13 protein-coding genes and 1 pseudogene are annotated in these 17351 nt (G+C 61.1%); 6 read left to right on the forward strand and 8 right to left on the reverse strand.

What is annotated here, in order from left to right; translation table 11 throughout:
* Position 1: 1 nt before the first annotated feature.
* The 4 genes from PspS34_RS24785 to PspS34_RS24800 are packed head-to-tail and all read right to left on the reverse strand — an operon-like array spanning position 2 to position 7736.
* Positions 2 to 4561, reverse strand: a complete 4560-nt coding sequence (locus tag PspS34_RS24785; protein ID WP_154862105.1) for an alpha-2-macroglobulin — start codon at positions 4559 to 4561, stop codon at positions 2 to 4.
* Positions 4558 to 5196: a DUF1175 family protein gene (locus tag PspS34_RS24790; protein ID WP_057713137.1), complete on the reverse strand. Its 639-nt coding sequence runs from the start codon at positions 5194 to 5196 to the stop codon at positions 4558 to 4560. The genes PspS34_RS24785 and PspS34_RS24790 overlap by 4 nt, the downstream gene beginning before the upstream one ends.
* The gene (locus PspS34_RS24795; RefSeq protein WP_154862104.1) at positions 5193 to 6905 is read right to left on the reverse strand and encodes a DUF2138 domain-containing protein; all 1713 of its coding nucleotides are present in this window, start codon (positions 6903 to 6905) and stop codon (positions 5193 to 5195) included. Before PspS34_RS24795 ends, PspS34_RS24790 begins: the two co-directional genes overlap by 4 nt.
* A gap of 39 nt (positions 6906 to 6944) precedes the next feature.
* Positions 6945 to 7736, reverse strand: coding sequence for a DUF2135 domain-containing protein (locus tag PspS34_RS24800; protein ID WP_150813885.1), 792 nt, complete (start codon positions 7734 to 7736; stop codon positions 6945 to 6947).
* A 278-nt stretch (positions 7737 to 8014) separates the two neighbouring features.
* Here PspS34_RS24800 and PspS34_RS24805 point away from each other — a divergent pair, with 278 nt between their 5' ends.
* The 5 genes from PspS34_RS24805 to PspS34_RS24825 all read left to right on the forward strand — a co-directional run bounded on the left by PspS34_RS24805 (position 8015) and on the right by PspS34_RS24825 (position 14388).
* Positions 8015 to 9166 (forward strand): Fic family protein, encoded by a 1152-nt coding sequence (locus PspS34_RS24805; protein ID WP_154862103.1) that lies wholly within the window; start codon positions 8015 to 8017, stop codon positions 9164 to 9166.
* Between the two features lie 90 nt (positions 9167 to 9256).
* Positions 9257 to 9499 (forward strand): exodeoxyribonuclease VII small subunit, encoded by a 243-nt coding sequence (locus tag PspS34_RS24810; protein WP_007970180.1) that lies wholly within the window; start codon positions 9257 to 9259, stop codon positions 9497 to 9499.
* Positions 9496 to 10383 (forward strand): (2E,6E)-farnesyl diphosphate synthase, encoded by an 888-nt coding sequence (ispA, locus tag PspS34_RS24815; RefSeq protein ID WP_154862102.1) that lies wholly within the window; start codon positions 9496 to 9498, stop codon positions 10381 to 10383. The genes PspS34_RS24810 and ispA overlap by 4 nt, the downstream gene beginning before the upstream one ends.
* A gap of 91 nt (positions 10384 to 10474) precedes the next feature.
* Complete coding sequence (dxs, locus tag PspS34_RS24820) at positions 10475 to 12376, forward strand: 1-deoxy-D-xylulose-5-phosphate synthase (RefSeq protein WP_154862101.1); 1902 nt, start codon at positions 10475 to 10477, stop codon at positions 12374 to 12376.
* 152 nt (positions 12377 to 12528) lie between these two features.
* Positions 12529 to 14388 carry a TonB-dependent receptor gene (locus tag PspS34_RS24825; RefSeq protein ID WP_154862100.1) on the forward strand — a complete coding sequence of 620 codons (1860 nt, stop codon included), beginning with the start codon at positions 12529 to 12531 and terminating at the stop codon, positions 14386 to 14388.
* 123 nt (positions 14389 to 14511) lie between these two features.
* Here the strand turns inward: PspS34_RS24825 and PspS34_RS24830 are convergent, their stop codons facing one another.
* Genes PspS34_RS24830 through ribA form a run of 3 tightly spaced genes read right to left on the reverse strand, consistent with a single transcriptional unit; the run spans position 14512 to position 16345 of the window.
* The gene (locus PspS34_RS24830) at positions 14512 to 15312 is read right to left on the reverse strand and encodes a cobalamin-binding protein (protein WP_154862099.1); all 801 of its coding nucleotides are present in this window, start codon (positions 15310 to 15312) and stop codon (positions 14512 to 14514) included.
* Entirely contained in the window at positions 15312 to 15731 is a 420-nt protein-coding gene (locus tag PspS34_RS24835) for an MFS transporter (RefSeq protein ID WP_154862098.1), read from the reverse strand. The genes PspS34_RS24830 and PspS34_RS24835 overlap by 1 nt, the downstream gene beginning before the upstream one ends.
* A complete protein-coding gene (ribA, locus tag PspS34_RS24840) occupies positions 15728 to 16345 on the reverse strand; it encodes a GTP cyclohydrolase II (protein ID WP_008053837.1) in 618 nt (205 codons plus the stop codon). Before ribA ends, PspS34_RS24835 begins: the two co-directional genes overlap by 4 nt.
* Before the next feature lie 102 nt (positions 16346 to 16447).
* Here ribA and PspS34_RS28740 point away from each other — a divergent pair.
* Positions 16448 to 16567: pseudogene (locus tag PspS34_RS28740) on the forward strand (metal ABC transporter ATP-binding protein); the annotation flags it as partial.
* A gap of 29 nt (positions 16568 to 16596) precedes the next feature.
* Here PspS34_RS28740 and PspS34_RS24845 read toward each other — a convergent pair.
* Entirely contained in the window at positions 16597 to 17337 is a 741-nt protein-coding gene (locus PspS34_RS24845; RefSeq protein ID WP_154862097.1) for a transporter substrate-binding domain-containing protein, read from the reverse strand.
* Between the last annotated feature and the right edge of the window lie 14 nt (positions 17338 to 17351).

Genomic DNA, 17351 nt, shown 5'->3' on the forward strand with positions numbered 1-17351 from the left:
GTCAGTGAACCGTGACCTGGCCAAGGGCTGCCTTTTGTTCCATCGCCTGATGCTGCGGCGCATAAACCTGAGTGAAACGCACCGGCGGCAAGTTGAACTGCCCTTTCTGCGAGAAACGCACCAAATGCCGCAGGCGCAGTTCACCACTCAAGGCATCGACCGGAATGGCGTAAGCCATTTGCCCCGGTTCGAAACGCGCCTTCTCCAGCGACGTCGGCTCGGTGCCGGCCTTGCCCATGAGTTTGATGCCCCAGGTCGTGCGCTCGACATCGGCGCCCGGTGGCAGCGGCACTTCCAGCATCCCGTAACGCAACGGTCTGGCGGCTTGGCTGGTGACGATCACCTCATCGAGATAGAGGTTGTCGCTGGACAGTGGCGCGTTGCCGACCGCTTCAAGTTTGAAGGTGAAAGCCGCATCCCCCGGCACCAATCGCGACAGGCGACGGGTGATGGTCACGGCCATCGGATCGACCGCCGGCTGTTGGCTGCGGTAACTCAATGCAGCGCGTAGCGGACGCTCTTGCGCGCCGGTCAGCGTCAATACCGTCGGCACTGGCGCAGACCCCTGCCACGTCCAGTACATCTCACCAGAAACCCCGTACTGTTTCTTCCAGCCCTCACCCGGCGCCAATGCAATGGTGGGCGATGCCTGCTCGATGCTGCGTTGCAGCCAGATCAACGCCAACGCACGTTCCAGGGTCGATTGCCGCGGCAGCAAACGTTGCAGCAAGGCCTGGGCGTGAGCCTGATCGAAGGGTTGCAGCGACAGGTTCAGCGCTTCGGCAAACGGCTGGGAACTGACCGCCAGACGTTGCTGCGCGTCGGCCAATTGCCGATTGAACGCGTCCGGTAAAGCGACCTTCGCTTGCCTGGCCAACGATGCCGTCAGCACGCGTGCAGCCGCCAACCCCAAGGCAGAATCCGGATCGCTCATGACGAGGCTGTCTTCGCCGTTCTCCATCAGGTTCGCGGCGGTGCCCTCGCCCGCTTTCGCCAGGTCGTCCATCAAGCCACTGAGCAAGGTGTTGACCGGCAACTGCATCTGTTTGGCGAACGACAGGATCAGCGCCCGCTGCAACAACGGCGTGTTCTTCGCCTGTTTGGCGTAGACCTCCAGCACCCGCTGCCAATGCTCCGGCGGCAGGCTCAGCTCCAGCACCTGGCTGGCGTGCCAGTCGGCGTAATAGGCGTAGGCGGTGAGGAATGCATCCGGCTCGCCATCCATGCCCCACCAGGTGAAGCTCGCCGAAGGGCCGGCCATTTGTACCAGACGCAAGCGACTGTTTTGCATGATCAGACGCAGGCGATCACGGATCTGCGGATTCGCCGCCAGCGTCGGGTAGGCAATGCTCAATGGCAGCAGGCCGCTGGCGGTCTGCTCGACGCCACCGTAGGGGTAGCTCAACAGATCGTCGAGTGCAGAACGGAACAACGCTTGCGGACTGTCGTCCAGACGCAGGCGGATATCACTGGCGTCTGTCGGCAACGTCAGCGGCGTATCGCCCTCACCCACATCAAGGCTCTGGGTTTGAGTCATCTGCCAGCCTTCACCGGTTGCGCTCAGGCGCACCGCCAGGGCATCAGCGGTTTTGCCATCCTGCATCAGCTCGGCGCTCCACTCGCCATTGACCAGCTCAAAGGTCGGCAACGGGATGTAGTTGATGCCACTGTTCAGAGTTACAGGCACGCGCTGTTCGTTGCCGGCGTAACGGGTCACCAGTTCGGCCTTGACCGGTTTCTCGGCCTGACTGAAGGCGAACACACCGAGGTCCGGTTTGTCACCGGCGCGGAATCGGGTCGGCCCGCTCCACTTCAGGTACAGCGGTTTTTCCGAGCGCACGAACTGCTTCTTCTGCCCGACCTGACCGTCATCGGCGATGGCCTTGGCGGTGATGCGCCAGCGGGTCAGGGAGTCGGGCATCTTGAAGGTGAAGCGGGTTTTGCCGTTGGCATCGGTCATCAATTCAGGTTGCCACGCCGCCGTGTCGACGTCTTCGCGACGCGGCCGCTCCAGCACCTTCACACCGCGCTCACTGCGATTGGCCTTGCCCGGCGCACCGGGGCTGCCCGGCAAGGCAACGTCATAGCTGATGAACGACAAACTGGCACTGGTGCGCACGTTGTTGCGCCGTGGGTGATAGAAGAACTGGTCGATGCTCGGCGCGACTTCCGCTTGCAGGGCGTAGACCATTTCATCGACCACGCTGACCGTCAGGTGCGCGGGAATCGCTTTGCCGGCGAACCGGGTGGTCAGGTCCACCGAGACGGTTTCACCCGGCAGGTAGGTTTCTTTGTCGGTGGCGATTGCCACGTCGATCTGTGGCGTTACCACCTTGATGCCGGCGTTCTGGAAACTGTATTGGCCACCCTTGGTGTACAACACCGAGAAGGTCAGGTTCGGCGCGAAACCGTCTTTCACCGGGATGCGCGCGCGGTATTGGGTATCGCTGAGTTTTTCCATCGTCAGCCAGTCGCCGCCCTTGGAAAGTAGCGCAGTGGCTTCGACCTTGTCGCGTTCCAGAGATAACAGCGCATCACTCACTGGCTCGGGGAAAGTGATCAGCGCCAGCGCTTCATCGCCTGCGATGTACTCGGGCTTGTCGAGGACGATTTCCACGGTGCAGGGTACAGCTTTGACACCTTCGCCGGTCACCGAATGGCCAGTGGCGCCGACCGCCCGGCCATGATCATCCTTGAGCGTCAGGTTGTAGGTGCCTGGGCGGTCAAAGGCCAGGGTGAAACCTTTGTCGGTTGCCGCGAGCTTGCCTTCGCCGGTGCTCTGGTCCTCCAAACGCACCCAGCCATAGCTGCCTGGCGTAACGGCATCGGCTTGCTCGCCTTCGCGGGCGTAGCTGAAGGCAACCTTGTCACCCACCGCGCTGAAGCGTTGAGGCGCGCTCAAGCGGAAATTCGCCGCGCCACGGTCGATGAGGATTTCCTTGGTGGTCTTGACCCGATACGCCGCGCCGTCGCTGGCAAACACCGAGAGCATGTAGCGACTGGGCTTGTCCGCTGCCGGCAAGTCGAGGGACGCGCTGCCCTTGGCGTCGGTGGTCAATTCGGTGCTGGTCAGCTCCACCGGAAATTGCCCGAGGTATTGCAGTTCATTGTCGACCATCGACAGCTGTTGGGCGCGCAGGCTCAGGCTCAATTTCGCATTGGTCACCGGTTTTCCATCCGGGTACAGCAGCACCAGGCTGCCCTTGACCGGTTCGCCTGTGCGGTAATCCTGCTTGGCCAGGTTGAGCGAAATCTCGAAGTGCGGCTTGATGTATTCAGCGACGCGAAAGGCGCTGCTGTAAGCCTGATCCTTGTAGTTGAAACGCAGTTCATAGCCACCGGCCACAGCGTTATCGGGCAACTGGAATCGGCCCTGGGTGCCAGCCTTGGAATCGAGCTTCAGATCGAGGGATTGCAGCGCCGTGCCGGTCGCATCCAGCACGGTCACATTGACGTCGGCCGCGCTTGGCTGCACCGAGTCCCGCGCGTTCTTGAACTCCCGCCCGACGATTTTCAGCGACACCCAATCCCCCGGTCGATACAGCGGCCGGTCGGTGAAGGCATAGAGTTTGGTGTCGTAGATTTCGCTGTCGTAGTAGAAATTCTCGGAGACGAACACCCCGCCCTCTTCGTCTTCGCCGATCACGAACGAACGCTCGGGGCTGACGTGTTTCAAGCGCAGCAAGCCATCGGTATCGGTGGCGCCGCTGCTCATTACGCCCAGGCCATCGGTCCACAGCACATTGACCTTCGGCACCGAGCTGCCTTCGTGTTTGCGCGCGGCCCACACCAGCAACTCGTCACCGGCGATCTTGCTCACCGCCACGGTGTTGGAGACGAACACCATGGTGGTGGCGCGGTACTTGCCGATCAGCGCTTCCACCAGATAAAGACCCGGTTTCAGATTGCCCAACGGGATGTACACGTTGCCCGGCGCGACGCTGACGAACTCGCTGGAAGAGCCGGCCAGGTTCACCCCCGCAGGTGGCTGGATCGGCTTGGCCTGCCACAACGGATAACGGAACTGGCTGACCACGGGCAAACCCGGTATCAGTGCAAATTGCGGCTGCGCATCGTAGGGCGTTGGCGCGGCCATCGCGTTGCCCATCTTCAGTTCCGGCACTTCCTCGGTGACTTGTTTACGCGACTCGTAGGAAAACGCCCGCTGCATCACCCGACGGGATTTGCGATACCAGTTGTCCCACAGGTACGCGAGGGTATTGGACAGGCCTTCACCCTTGAACTGGCCATCGCTGACCACCCGATGCAGGTTCTTCTGGCGCTTGAGGAAGTCCAGCGGTTTGTCGATGCGATACACCCGAACGTCGGCGCCGCCGTAGGGCTCCATGCGAAACCGGCGATAGTCGCGACCCGGCGCTTCAAGGCGCACCATCGCCTGTTCATCGCTGGCAAAGCTGCTGTCGGCCAGCAGGAAAAAACTCTCGCCGGCCACTGGCGCATAGCCGCTGGCCGGGACCGAGTCTTCGGCGTTTACCGCCGAGAACGGCAGCACCAATACCAACATCAGAGACAGAAAACGCAGCATGCGGGCACCGGTCATTGGGAAAGAAAATTCAGTCGATAGACGCCGATGAAGTTGGGGTTGGCTGCGTCGGGTATCCATCGGGTGTCCTTCCATGTCATGAGTTGCTGCAGGCTTGCCGAACGCATGCCGTTGTCGGTGGGGGTGCTGGTGCCGGTGTGATAAGCGATGTAACGGCCCATCCAGATCATCAGGTGCTGGTCGTCGCCCTGGTCGAAAAACATCAGGTCGCCAGGGCGCGCTTGAGACACATCGCGGCTGACCAGATGGCTGTTGAACTGGATCAATTTGATCGCATTGACGTATGGCCCGACCTTGCCGCCGCCCTGCTGCCATTGCTGGGCAAGACCGCGCTGGGCGTCGCTCAATTGCAGTTCCGGCGGCAGGTAACGATTGGACAGGCCATTGCTGCGCAGCCATTTGTCGTCATGGACTTTCAGAGCCTCGTTAGCGGCGAAGCGCACCAGCCCGGCACAGTCTTGCTGATACCAGCGCGGGCTTGGGCCCTGGCTCAGTTGCTCCTGGGCAATGCGCACGAACCAGGCACGAAACACCTGGGATTGCTGTGGGTCGAGCGACGGTGCCTCGACAGCGCGGGCACCTGCGCTCAGCAACAACGCCAGCAGGCCGAGACTTCGGATCAATGCCGTCACAGGGCTTTCCACTCCAGCGGCAGCCACTGCCAGTGGCCGTCTGGCTCGCTGCCTTCAGGTAAGGTCAGGGCGTATTTGCCGTAGCCGCCGAGCTTGCGCAGTTTCGGGATCAGCCAGGTTTGCGCGGCGTTATAGAACACCGGTTCCATATCCTGGGGCAGGCTGTCGAGGGTTTCCTGCTGCATCAGTTGGGCCATGGAGTCCGGGCCGAAATAGACCGGCATCAGCAGGTCTTTCGGTACCACGTCGGCCATCGGCGGGAAGCGTTTGTCGAGGGTACCGAGGGCCTTGTCCACTAGCTTGTCGTCGAGGGAGAAAAGCAACGTCGAGCCATGCCGCGCCAGGCTGACTTTCATGAACGTCTTGCCGGTGATCGCGTCGGGGTTTTCGGCCTCCTTGGCCGCATAGGGACCGAAACTGGAGCTGACCTGGCGTTGCCACTGATGGCTCTGGCCTTCCTGCTTTTCCACCACCGGGAAGGCACCGTCTTCGACTTTGCTCTCGTAGGCACCGACCATCGAGCCAAACAGGCTGCCCAGATCTCCATCGAGTTTGCCGCTGTCATCATCGTTGAGACTGGCCACCAGCAAGGGCGTGTACAACCGCGAATCGGCATACCAGCACAGGCCTGCCGCGCCGGCCATGTGTTCGGTCAATGCCTGGGCCACCTTCTCCTGCGCACCGAGCTTCACCAGCAGCGGTGTCTGTTGTTCGGCCGCCAGCGGCAACGCCACGCAAGCGCTGGCGCCCATGGGCATGGCTTGCCAGATCGGTTTGAAATCGAAGTCTGGCTGATTCTCCAGTTCATCCATGGCCAGGAAGCTGTGCCAGCCCTTGTCGTCCATGTCAAAACGCAGGCCGGCGAAGGTAGGGATGAAACGCTGGTAACCCATGGCCAGCACGCTGGCATTCACCGACAGGCGTTGTTTCACTTGCGGCTCACGAGGTGCCAGGCCGAAGGCTTCGGGAAACAGTTTGTCGCCATTGAGCAGCGCAGCAATGGCCGTGGTCGACACGCTGCCCGATTCTTCCGTTGCGCCACTTTGCGGATCGTAGAGTTTCGCCGGATTGGACAACACCACCAGTTTGTCGCCATGGGACGCGAACAGCAGCGCCTTGCTCGCGTTGTAGTTGAGTTGATAGAGCGCCACGTCGTCGGTACCGACCTTCACGTCAGCGACCTTACTCAGCTGCGAGTCGTCCAGCGCCACTTTGGCCAGCGGCTCCAACACCTTGGCCAGCCCGCCGCGATCCATCACCAGCAGGAAATCCTTGAGCCGCCCATCCGCCCCGCGCCACAACGCTACATCGGCAGGCTGATCGAACAACTGCTCGATCAAGGTGTCCTGCAGTTTCAGGTCGTGTTCGTAGATGATCCGCCGCAAGCTGCCGATCAAGCCCAAGCGATCGGCGTGGGTTTCGTAATAGAAGACGAAATCTTCGGTCAGGGTTTCCTTGAGGAACGGCACCGCCAGCAAGTCCTTGGGCAACTGGCTCAGGGAGTGGGTTTCCAATAGGCCATCCGGGCGGCTCATGCCCAGTTTGTCACTGGCCAACACGGGGGCCGGGGCCTTGGGCTTGTGCATGAACCACCCCAACCCACCGGCCACGACAACGACCAGGCACAACCCGATCAGCAGCGTCGGCCAATGCAGGGGAGGTTTGGCCGCGGGTGCGCCAGCGGCCGGAGTAACAGTGCTATCACTCATGTTCACAAAACCCGATGTTCATCCGTGGAGCGGGGATGCTTAGTAGTTGAAAGTCTTGACCAGCAGCAGGTCGCCGATTGCGCGCAGGGGCACGATGAACGTCTCGCGTTTTTCATCGACGGTGTTTTCGTTGAGCACCAGGTTGATCTGCGAGGTAATCACCTCGTTCTGGTTGCTGGTCTCATCGAAGTTATAGCCGCCGCTGCCGAAGTTGCCCCAATAGTTCACGTAAACCAGATAGGTGCCACGCAGCGGTGCGGTCATGGTGAACATTTCCGGACCCGGGCCATCGACGCCGTCGGGGTCGAGGCCGCCGCCATTGGTCAAGGCCGAATGCGCCCAGAAGGCATGCTGACCATCAGGCGTGACAATATGCAGGTCGAGTTCGGCTTTCGGATCGTCCCAACCCAGCACCACGCGAATCCGCGCCGGGGTGCGCAGGTTGTTGGCTTCATAGAATTGAACACGCTTGAGAGACTGGCCTTCGGCGCTGCGCACTTCGACGCTGTTGGAACCGGCGCCAAACGCATAGGGTCGGGCGAAACGCCCTTGTTCGTCGGTATAGAGATTCAGCGGATTGCCGTTGACCGCCAAGGTGTGCGGCCCGCGCTGGGTGCCCAGGGCCTTCAGTTGGCCTTCGATCATCGTGCGATTGCGCTGCACACCCCGGTCGATCGGCGGCGTGGGATAGGCGACTTGCGGGTTTTCGCTACGGTCCAGCAAACCGTTGTAACGCCAGCCGCCCACCGGTTCCGACAACGCGGCATCCGGCGCGGCCAGAATCACGGGCACGATAGCCAACCCGATCAGCAGCAAAAGTAATGAGCGCATGCGACGCCTCCTGCCATGCATGACGAAACCATGCGCCTGATCCTGAGCGCGTTACAGATGTGGATGCTGCGTTTCGTCTGAAAGACCCGTGAATGGCGGGTCGTATAGGGCTCGAAGGTTAGCCATTCGGGTGTTTTTTAACAATCGGATGGCACCGAAATTGCGGCGGGAATCACGGTAACGGGTGGACGGTGAGCCGAATACGCGCCATATTCGGCTCATTATGTGAGCCGAATAGCCCATCTAATCGGCTCACCCCTACTTAGAGCATCAAGTTCATGACACCTCAATGGATATGGCAGCAGCCTGATTGGCCGGGGTTCACCTGGAATGCCGAACGACTGGCGCCCATGTTACGTGAGTGCGTTCAAGCACAAGGTCGGCTAATGGGCATGGCCAGTTCCGTGGGCAGTTCGCTGAGCGCGCAAAGTGAGCTGGATGCACTGTTGCAAAACATCGTCACCTCATCGGCCATTGAAGGAGAACAGCTGAATGTCGGTTCAGTTCGTTCTTCATTGGCGCGGCGATTGGGGTTGGAGCTCAATGATGGCGACAACATCAGCAAGCGCAGTGAAGGGCTCGCGCAATTAATACTCGATGCTACCCAGCATTTCGCCGAGCCGCTGACACTTGAACGATTGCTGGATTGGCATGAGTGGCTGTTTCCAGAACAGGAAATCGGCTTGGCCGCGCAAAGCATTCGTGTAGGTGCTTTGCGCGGCGATGATCCAATGCAAGTGGTTTCCGGTCGTCTCGATAGACCGACGGTGCACTTCGAAGCACCGCCTCGCTTGGGCCTTGAGCGCCAACTCGATGCCTTCCTCGAATGGTTTGAAACCAGCCGAAATCTGTCCGGGCTCGACCCTTTGCTTCGAGCTGGCATCGCACACTTCTGGTTTGTCACACTCCACCCGTTTGACGACGGCAACGGTCGCCTGACCAGGACGATCACCGACCTTGCATTGGCTCAAGGCGAAGCTCAGGCGATCCGTTTTTATGCCATGTCGGCGAGTATTCTCGAGGATCGTTCTGGCTATTACCGGGCGCTGGAAACCTGCCAGAAATCCAACACGGACATTACGGTTTGGCTCGAATGGTTCCTGCAAACTCTATTGCGCAGCCTGCAGCAGGCCATGGCACGGATCGAATCCGTGCTGGGCAAAGCGCGCTTCTGGCAGGCGCACCGGGAGTCCGAGCTGTCGACCGAGCAGACCAGAGTACTGAATCGTTTGCTGGACGGAGGGGAACGAGGATTCGAAGGCGGGATCAGTGCGGCGCAGTATCAAGCCGTTGCGAAAGTCTCCAAAGCGACCGCGACCCGGCATCTGGCCGAACTGCTGGATAAGGAATGCCTGCAACGCCTGCCGGGTGGCGGGCGCAGTACTCGCTACCAGATCAAATATCCCGACCAGGCGCCTCCTGAGCGCTGAAACCCTTGCACCAAACACCTCGCTCATTTGCCCATAAACCCCCTATCTGCTAGTGTCGCGCCGGTTTAACGTCAACCGGAAATCGCCGCCATGGCCCGCAAAAAAGCTGCACTGGATTTCGAACAATCCCTCGCCGACCTGCAAACGCTGGTGGAGCGCCTGGAGAATGGCGAATTGTCGCTGGAGGACTCGCTGGCCGCTTTCGAGCAGGGCATCGGTCTTACACGCGATTGCCAGGCGGCGCTGGCCCAGGCCGAGCAAAAGGTTCAGGTGCTGCTCGAGCGTGATGGCGAGTTGGCCGAGGAACCCTTCGACGCGGATCAGCCAGAATGATTGCAGCGTACTCGGCCTCCAGCCAGGCCCGCGTCAACACAGCGCTGGAAACCCTGTTCACCGCACCAAGCCCCGAGCTGGCGCGGCTGTACGAAGCCATGCGCTACAGCGTGATGAATGGCGGCAAACGCGTGCGTCCACTGCTGGCCTACGCCGCGTGCGAAGCATTGGGCGGCAAGGCCGAGCAAGCCAACGGTGCGGCCTGTGCGGTGGAATTGATCCACGCTTACTCGCTGGTGCATGACGATTTGCCGGCGATGGACGATGACGATCTGCGCCGCGGCCAACCAACCACCCACAAGAAATTCGATGAAGCCTGCGCGATCCTCGCCGGCGACGGCTTGCAGAGCCTGGCCTTCAGCGCCCTGCTCGATCCACGCCTGAGCGCGTCGGACGCCGAAATCCGCCTGCAAATGGTCAGTGCCCTGGCGTTGGCGGCAGGCCCGGCGGGCATGGTTGGTGGTCAGGCGATCGACCTCGGCTCGGTCGGTCTGAAGCTCGACCAGAAAGCCCTGGAGTACATGCACCGGCACAAGACCGGCGCGCTGATCGAGGCCAGCGTCAAACTCGGCGCCCTGGCCAGCGGCCGTGCCGAGAAAGACGAACTCAAGTCCCTGCAGACTTATGCACAGGCCATCGGTCTGGCATTCCAGGTGCAAGACGACATTCTCGACGTCGAAAGCGATACCGAAACCCTCGGCAAACGCCAGGGCGCCGACATTGCCCGGGACAAACCGACCTACCCCGCCCTGCTCGGCCTCGACGCCGCCAAGGCCTATGCCCTGGAGCTGCGCGACCAGGCCCTGCACGCCCTGCGACCGTTTGACGCGGCGGCCGAGCCGTTGCGTGATCTGGCCCGGTATATCGTCGATCGCCGCAGCTGACGGCAAATCCGTCAAAAAAGACCAACGCGTGGGCAGGGGACGATGCATCAGGTAAACTGCCGCATCTTTTATACCTATAACGATTCGCCTGATGCCCACGACGTTTCATGAGATTCCCCGCAAGCGCCCGACCACGCCCCTGCTCGATCGCGCGAACACGCCGGACGGCCTGCGCCGGTTAGGCGAAGCCGAGCTGGAAACCCTGGCCGATGAGTTGCGCCTGGAATTGCTCTACACGGTCGGCCAGACCGGTGGGCATTTCGGTGCCGGCCTGGGCGTGATCGAGCTGACCATCGCGCTGCATTACGTCTTCGATACCCCGGACGACCGGCTGGTGTGGGACGTGGGTCATCAGGCTTATCCGCACAAGATCCTCACCGGTCGTCGCGAGCGCATGAGCACCCTGCGCCAGAAAGACGGCGTCGCCGCCTTCCCGCGTCGTTCCGAGAGCGAGTACGACACCTTTGGCGTCGGTCACTCCAGCACCTCGATCAGTGCCGCGCTGGGCATGGCGATTGCCGCCCGCCTGCAAAACAGCGAGCGCAAGGCGATCGCGGTGATCGGCGACGGCGCGTTGACCGCGGGCATGGCGTTCGAGGCGCTGAACCATGCGCCGGAAGTGAACGCCAACATGCTGGTGATTCTCAATGACAACGACATGTCGATCTCGCGCAACGTCGGTGGCTTGTCGAACTACCTGGCGAAGATCCTTTCCAGCCGCACCTACGCGAGCATGCGCGAAGGCAGCAAGAAAGTGCTGTCGCGCCTGCCCGGTGCCTGGGAAATCGCCCGTCGGACCGAAGAATATGCCAAAGGCATGCTGGTTCCCGGCACGCTGTTCGAAGAACTGGGCTGGAACTACATCGGCCCCATCGATGGCCACGACCTGCCGACCCTGATCGCTACCCTGCGCAACATGCGCGATCTGAAAGGCCCGCAGTTCCTGCACGTCGTCACCAAGAAAGGCAAAGGCTTCGCCCCGGCGGAAGTCGACCCGATCGGTTACCACGCCATCACCAAACTCGAACCGCTGGACGCCCCGGCCGCCGCGCCGAAAAAGGCCAGCAGCGGGCCCAAGTACTCCGGTGTGTTCGGCGAGTGGCTGTGCGACATGGCGGCGGCCGATCCGCGTCTGGTCGGGATTACCCCGGCGATGAAGGAAGGCTCGGACCTGGTCGCTTTCAGCGAACGCTTCCCGCTGCGCTACTTCGACGTCGCCATTGCCGAGCAGCACGCCGTCACTCTCGCGGCCGGCATGGCCTGCGAAGGCGCCAAACCCGTGGTGGCCATCTACTCGACCTTCCTGCAACGCGGCTACGACCAGTTGGTGCATGACGTCGCTGTGCAGAACCTCGACGTGCTGTTCGCCATCGACCGCGCAGGCCTGGTCGGCGAAGACGGCCCAACCCACGCCGGCAGCTTCGATTTGTCGTTCCTGCGCTGCATCCCCGGCATGCTGGTGATGACCCCGAGCGATGAAAACGAGCTGCGCAAGATGCTCACCACCGGCCACCTGTACGAAGGCCCGGCAGCGGTGCGTTACCCACGCGGCAACGGCCCGAACGCGACCATCGAGAAAGACCTCGAACCGATCGAGATCGGCAAGGGCGTAGTCCGCCGCCAGGGCAGCAAAGTCGCCCTACTGGTGTTCGGCGTGCAACTGGCCGAAGCCCTGAAAGTCGCCGAGACGCTGGACGCAACCGTGGTCGACATGCGTTTCGTCAAACCGCTGGATGAAGAACTGGTTCGCGAAATCGCTGGCAGCCACGAGCTACTGGTCACTGTCGAAGAAAACGCGATCATGGGCGGCGCCGGTGGCGCGGTCAGCGAATTCCTCGCCCGCGAAAACATCCTCAAGTCGATGCTGCACCTGGGCTTGCCGGACATTTACGTCGAACACGCCAAGCCTGCGCAAATGCTGGCTGAGTGTGGGTTGGATGAAGCCGGGATCGAGGCTTCGATCCGCGAGCGCCTGCAACTGCTGAACAGCTAAATCCCTGGATACATGCAACACCCTGTGGGAGCGGGCTTGCTCGCGAAAGCGTCGGATCATTCAACTGAGAGGTTGACTGACACACCGCCTTCGCGAGCAAGCCCGCTCCCACATTTGATTTGTGTGCTCCACGAAACACCATCGGACTACCCATGAAGTTTTCCCGCCTCGCCCTGCCTCTTTTTCTGCTGCCCACCGCCTACGCCCTGGCCGACACCTTCGAACGCGACCAGGCCCTGAAGCTGCCCGACGTGTTGATCAGCGCCAACCGCCAGGTCGAAGCGCGCAATGACAGCAGCGCCGCCAACACCGTGTTCACCCGCGACGACATCGATCGCCTGCAACCCGATAGCGTCACTGACCTGTTGCGTCGGGTACCGGGTGTGCAAATCTCGCAGTCCGGCGGGCGCGGCAGCATTCCGGGGGTCTACATCCGCGGCACCCAGTCGGCCCAGAGCCTGGTGCTGGTGGATGGCCAACGCATCGGCAGTTCGACCTCCGGCGACAGCAACCTGCAACACATCAATATCGAACAGGTCGAGCGCGTGGAGGTGCTGCGCGGCTCCCGCTCGGTGATTTACGGCAGCGATGCGATTGGCGGGGTGATCCAGATCTTCACCCGCCGCGGCGGTGAACAAGGCCTGCAACCGCGCATGCACACCGGTTTTGGCAGTAATCAGACCTGGGAGCGCAGCCTTGGCCTGTCCGGTGGTGATGAGCGAACCCGCTTCAACCTCGGCGCCAGCCTCGACGAAACCGCCGGGATCAATCGCACCCACGAGTCGTATCCCAGTGATGGCGATCACGACGCCTACCGCAACAAATCCCTCAGCCTGAGCCTGAGTCACGCCCTGACGGAAGATATCGAAATCGGCGCCAACCTGCTGGATAACCGTGGCAAGAGCGAGTTTGATAGTCCGTTCGATTCAGTTCAACAGCAGCCCTACAACGAATTCGATGTGAGCAGTGTCAGCAGTTACATTGACGCGCGAATCAATGAAGTATGGAAAACCCGTGTTGAATTCGGCCACAGCGAAAACCGCGAGAAAACCCTCGACAAGCTCAGTGACGAACGCAGCATTTTCAACACCTACCGCGACTCGGTTAACTGGCAGAACGACCTGACGCTCAACGAGCGCAATAGCCTGATGCTGGGCGGCGACTGGTACGAAGACCGAATCAACAGCACCACAGCGTTCGACGAAGACAGCCGCTGGAACCGCGCCGCGTTTATCCAGCATCGCTTTCAGGCCGACAGCTTCTCCACGGAGTTGGGTCTGCGTCACGACGATAACCAGCAGTTCGGCAGCCAGAACACCTGGAGCGGCACCTTCACCCTGCCGCTGAACCCGGACAACGAAGTGCTGCTGACCTATAGCGAAGGCTTCCGCGCGCCGACGTTCAACGATCTGTATTACCCGGATTTCAGCAACCCGGATTTGAAACCCGAAACATCCAAGAGCTATGAGCTGCAATGGCGCAGCCAATTGACCGAGAGCAGTCGCCTGGAGACGTCGCTGTATCGCACCGACCTTGAAGACGCGATTATTTTCGGCAGCAACTCACGCCCTGAAAACGTTGCCTCGGCACGGATCAACGGCTTCGAAGCAGCGCTGAAGCAGGAACTGTTCGGCTGGCAGAGCAACCTTGGCGTGGCGATCATCGACCCACGCGACCGTGATACGGGCCACACCCTGGCCCGTCGTGCGCGGCGCACCTTGAGCCTGGACCTGGACCGACAGTTCGATCGCCTGGGCCTCGGCGCCAGCTGGCAAGCGGTCAGCAGCAGCTATGACGACTTGAACAATCAACAACCCCTTGGCGGCTATGCCTTATTGGGACTGCGCGGCAGCTGGGAGCTCAATCGTGAAATCAAGCTGGAACTGAAGGTCGACAACCTGCTGGACAAGGGTTACAGCCGGGCGCTGTACAGCTACCAAGGTAGCCAGTATGGGTATCGCGAGGAAGGTCGGGCGTGGATGTTTGGGGTGACCTGGACACCAGAGATCTGATCAAAAATAAGAGGTGTGTGGACCGGCCTCATCGCGAGCAAGCTCGCTCCCACAGGTTTTGGTTTTTCGATCAAACCGGATCCCTGTGGGAGCGAGCTTGCTCGCGATGAAAGCACCTCGGTCTCAGCGGTCTGACGCAATCAAATGACAAAGCTTGGCGGTCGCCTCGATCATCTGCCCACTCGGCCGCTCAAGGCCCTTGTCCGTCACCAAACGCAATTGCCCTTGTGCCACCGCCGCCACCTGTGGCCAGGCTTTCCACGCATCGAGCTGCGCCTGATCGCTGGCCAGAATCACCTCGGGATTACGCTGCAACACCGCCTCCACACTGACTTGCGGTGCCGGCAGTTTCAGGTCGGCAAACACGTTTTGCGCACCGCAGGCCTCCAGCGCATCGCTGATGATCTGCTCGCCGCCAACCGTATACAGCGGCCGATCCCAGACCTGATAGAAGACTCGTAACGGCTTGTCCCGGCGATAGCGCTGGCGCAACTCATCCAGCCGCTGGCGTAGATCGCTGGCCAATGAAATTCCGCGTTCAGGCCGATCGAGCTCAGCAGCAATGGCTTCGATCTGCACCGTGAGCTGGTCCAGGCTGCGGGGTTCGGCGACGTAGGTGGGAATATTCAATCGCTTGAGCTGGTCACGCTGGGCCGGGCCGACACTACCGGGCCATAGCAGCAACAGATCGGGCTTCAGGCTGAGCAAGCGCTCCATGTCCAGCTGGCCATAGCGGCCAACGGAGGGCAGGTCCTTGAGTTCGGCAGGTCGCTCACCGGCGTCCAGCACACCGACCAGGAGGTCGGCGGAGCCCAGTTCAACGACGATTTCAGAGAGCGACGGTGCGAGGCTGACAACCCGTTCGACCGCGACGGCCGAGCCACTGGCGGCCAGCAGCAACACCGCCAGCCAAAGCGCGCGCATCAACCGAGTTGACGCGGAATACGGTAGAGGTAGAACAACACGGCGGTCGACAGTGCCAGCAGCATCAGCGGCACGGCTTCGAGACCGACGAACACCGCCAGGGCAGCGATCCAGGCCGGCAGCCCGGCAGCCAGGAATGCCGTGCGCCGCTTGGCCGCCAGACTGATCCAGGCAGCAGGTTCTTCAGGGGTATCGAGGGCTTTCTGGGTGGCGATCAGTGCGTGTTTGTAGGCGCCGAAAAACTTCAGGCTGACAAACATCGAAGCAACTCCGGCGATGAACAACGGCATCGCCAGCACCGGCAGAATGGCTTCGCTCTGGCCGAACACCGCGTTGATCACAAACAGGGGCAACAAGGCCAGTGCCAGGTATTGCCACCAGCTGACGGACAGTCGCCGCCGCACCTGACCGCGGGTCACGCCCGGTCTACCTCGCCCTGATGCTCATTGCCCATCATGTGATCGAGCTTGCTGGCCTTGGTCGCCAGGTAGAGTCGGTTATGCGGGTTGTGGCCGGTGTGCAGCGGCACGCGCTCGGCGACCACGATACCCATGTCGGTCAAGGCTTTGACCTTGCGCGGGTTGTTGGTCATCAGGCGCAGTGACTTCACGCCCAGGTGCTCCAGCATCGGCAGGCACATGGCGTAGTCACGCTGGTCGGCGGCAAAGCCCAGGCGTTCGTTGGCTTCAACGGTGTCGGCGCCACCGTCCTGCAGCTCATAGGCGCGGATCTTGTTCAGCAGACCAATGCCCCGGCCTTCCTGACGCAGGTAGAGCAATACGCCACGACCTTCGCGGGCGATGGCCTGCAAGGCGGCCTCCAGTTGCGAGCCGCAGTCGCAACGCTGGCTGAACAGGGCATCGCCCGTCAGGCATTCGGAGTGCAGCCGGCCGAGTACCGGGGCACCATCGTCGAATTCACCCAGGCTCAGCACAACGTGCTCGCGGCCGGTGGCTTCATCGAGAAAGCCATGCATGGTGAATTGCGCAAAAGGCGTTGGCAGCTTGGAAGCGGCGACAAAAACGACAGGCACCGGTGTGCTCCTGATCTAAAAGTCTGAAGATTCGCAGAGCCGGCATTGTAACAGCAGGTTCCGGAGGACGCTTAGGCTGAATTATCGGCGATAACTATCAAAATGTTTGATATACGCCGCACCACAATCAATGTGGGAGCGGGCTTGCTCGCGAAGGCGTCGTGTCAGTCGACATCATTGCTGCATGACACACCGCTTTCGCGAGCAAGCCCGCTCCCACAATGGGTACATCGTCAGCCGTAAGAACCGTGTCAGTTCGAATCAAACGGATAAGGCTGTTTCCAGCGTTCAAAAATCGGCTTCAACTCGCCGCTTTTCACCAGTTGCTCCATGCGCTGGTCGAACAGGGCCATTAACGTGCGCGCCTTCGGGGTTTTGGCAAAGCACAGGTACAGCGGCAACTCGGCGATATGGGTGCGCCGCAGTCGGGACGGATCCTTGGCGCGCTTGATGACGTCATCGACTTCGGTCAGGGCATCGATGTAAAAGTCGGCACGATTGTGGATCAGCATCGACTCGATGCCGGTACGCCGCTGCACTTCGTCGAAGTGGCGCACATTGGGCAAGTAATCCTGGTAGTCGTAGCCACGAACCCAGGCCAGTCGATAATTGCCCAGGGTTTGCGGGGTGGGTACCGGACTGCTGGCCAGGCCCAGGGCATAGATGTGATCGGTGTCGAAGTTCCAATGGGGATAGAGCACACCCTCAGAATCGTCACGATAGGAACCGACGCAGGCATCGACCTCGCCACGTTCGGCCAGGCCCAGCGAGCGTACGTAGGGCTCGGTGCGGATGTCGACCTTGACGCCCGCCGGCTCGAACACTTGTCGTAGCACGTCCCAACCCAGTCCATGACCGTCAGCGGCGGTGTAGCCTTCCCACTCTTCGCTGGCCAGATGAATCACCGACGGCGGCGTAGCACCCCCTCCTCCCGCCTGGACAAAAGAGCAAAACATCGCGAACGCCATCACCATCAATCCGCGTACAGTCATCCCCCGCTTCCCCC

The organism is Pseudomonas sp. S34 (assembly GCF_009866745.1).
Taxonomy (GTDB): Bacteria; Pseudomonadota; Gammaproteobacteria; order Pseudomonadales; family Pseudomonadaceae; genus Aquipseudomonas; species Aquipseudomonas jessenii.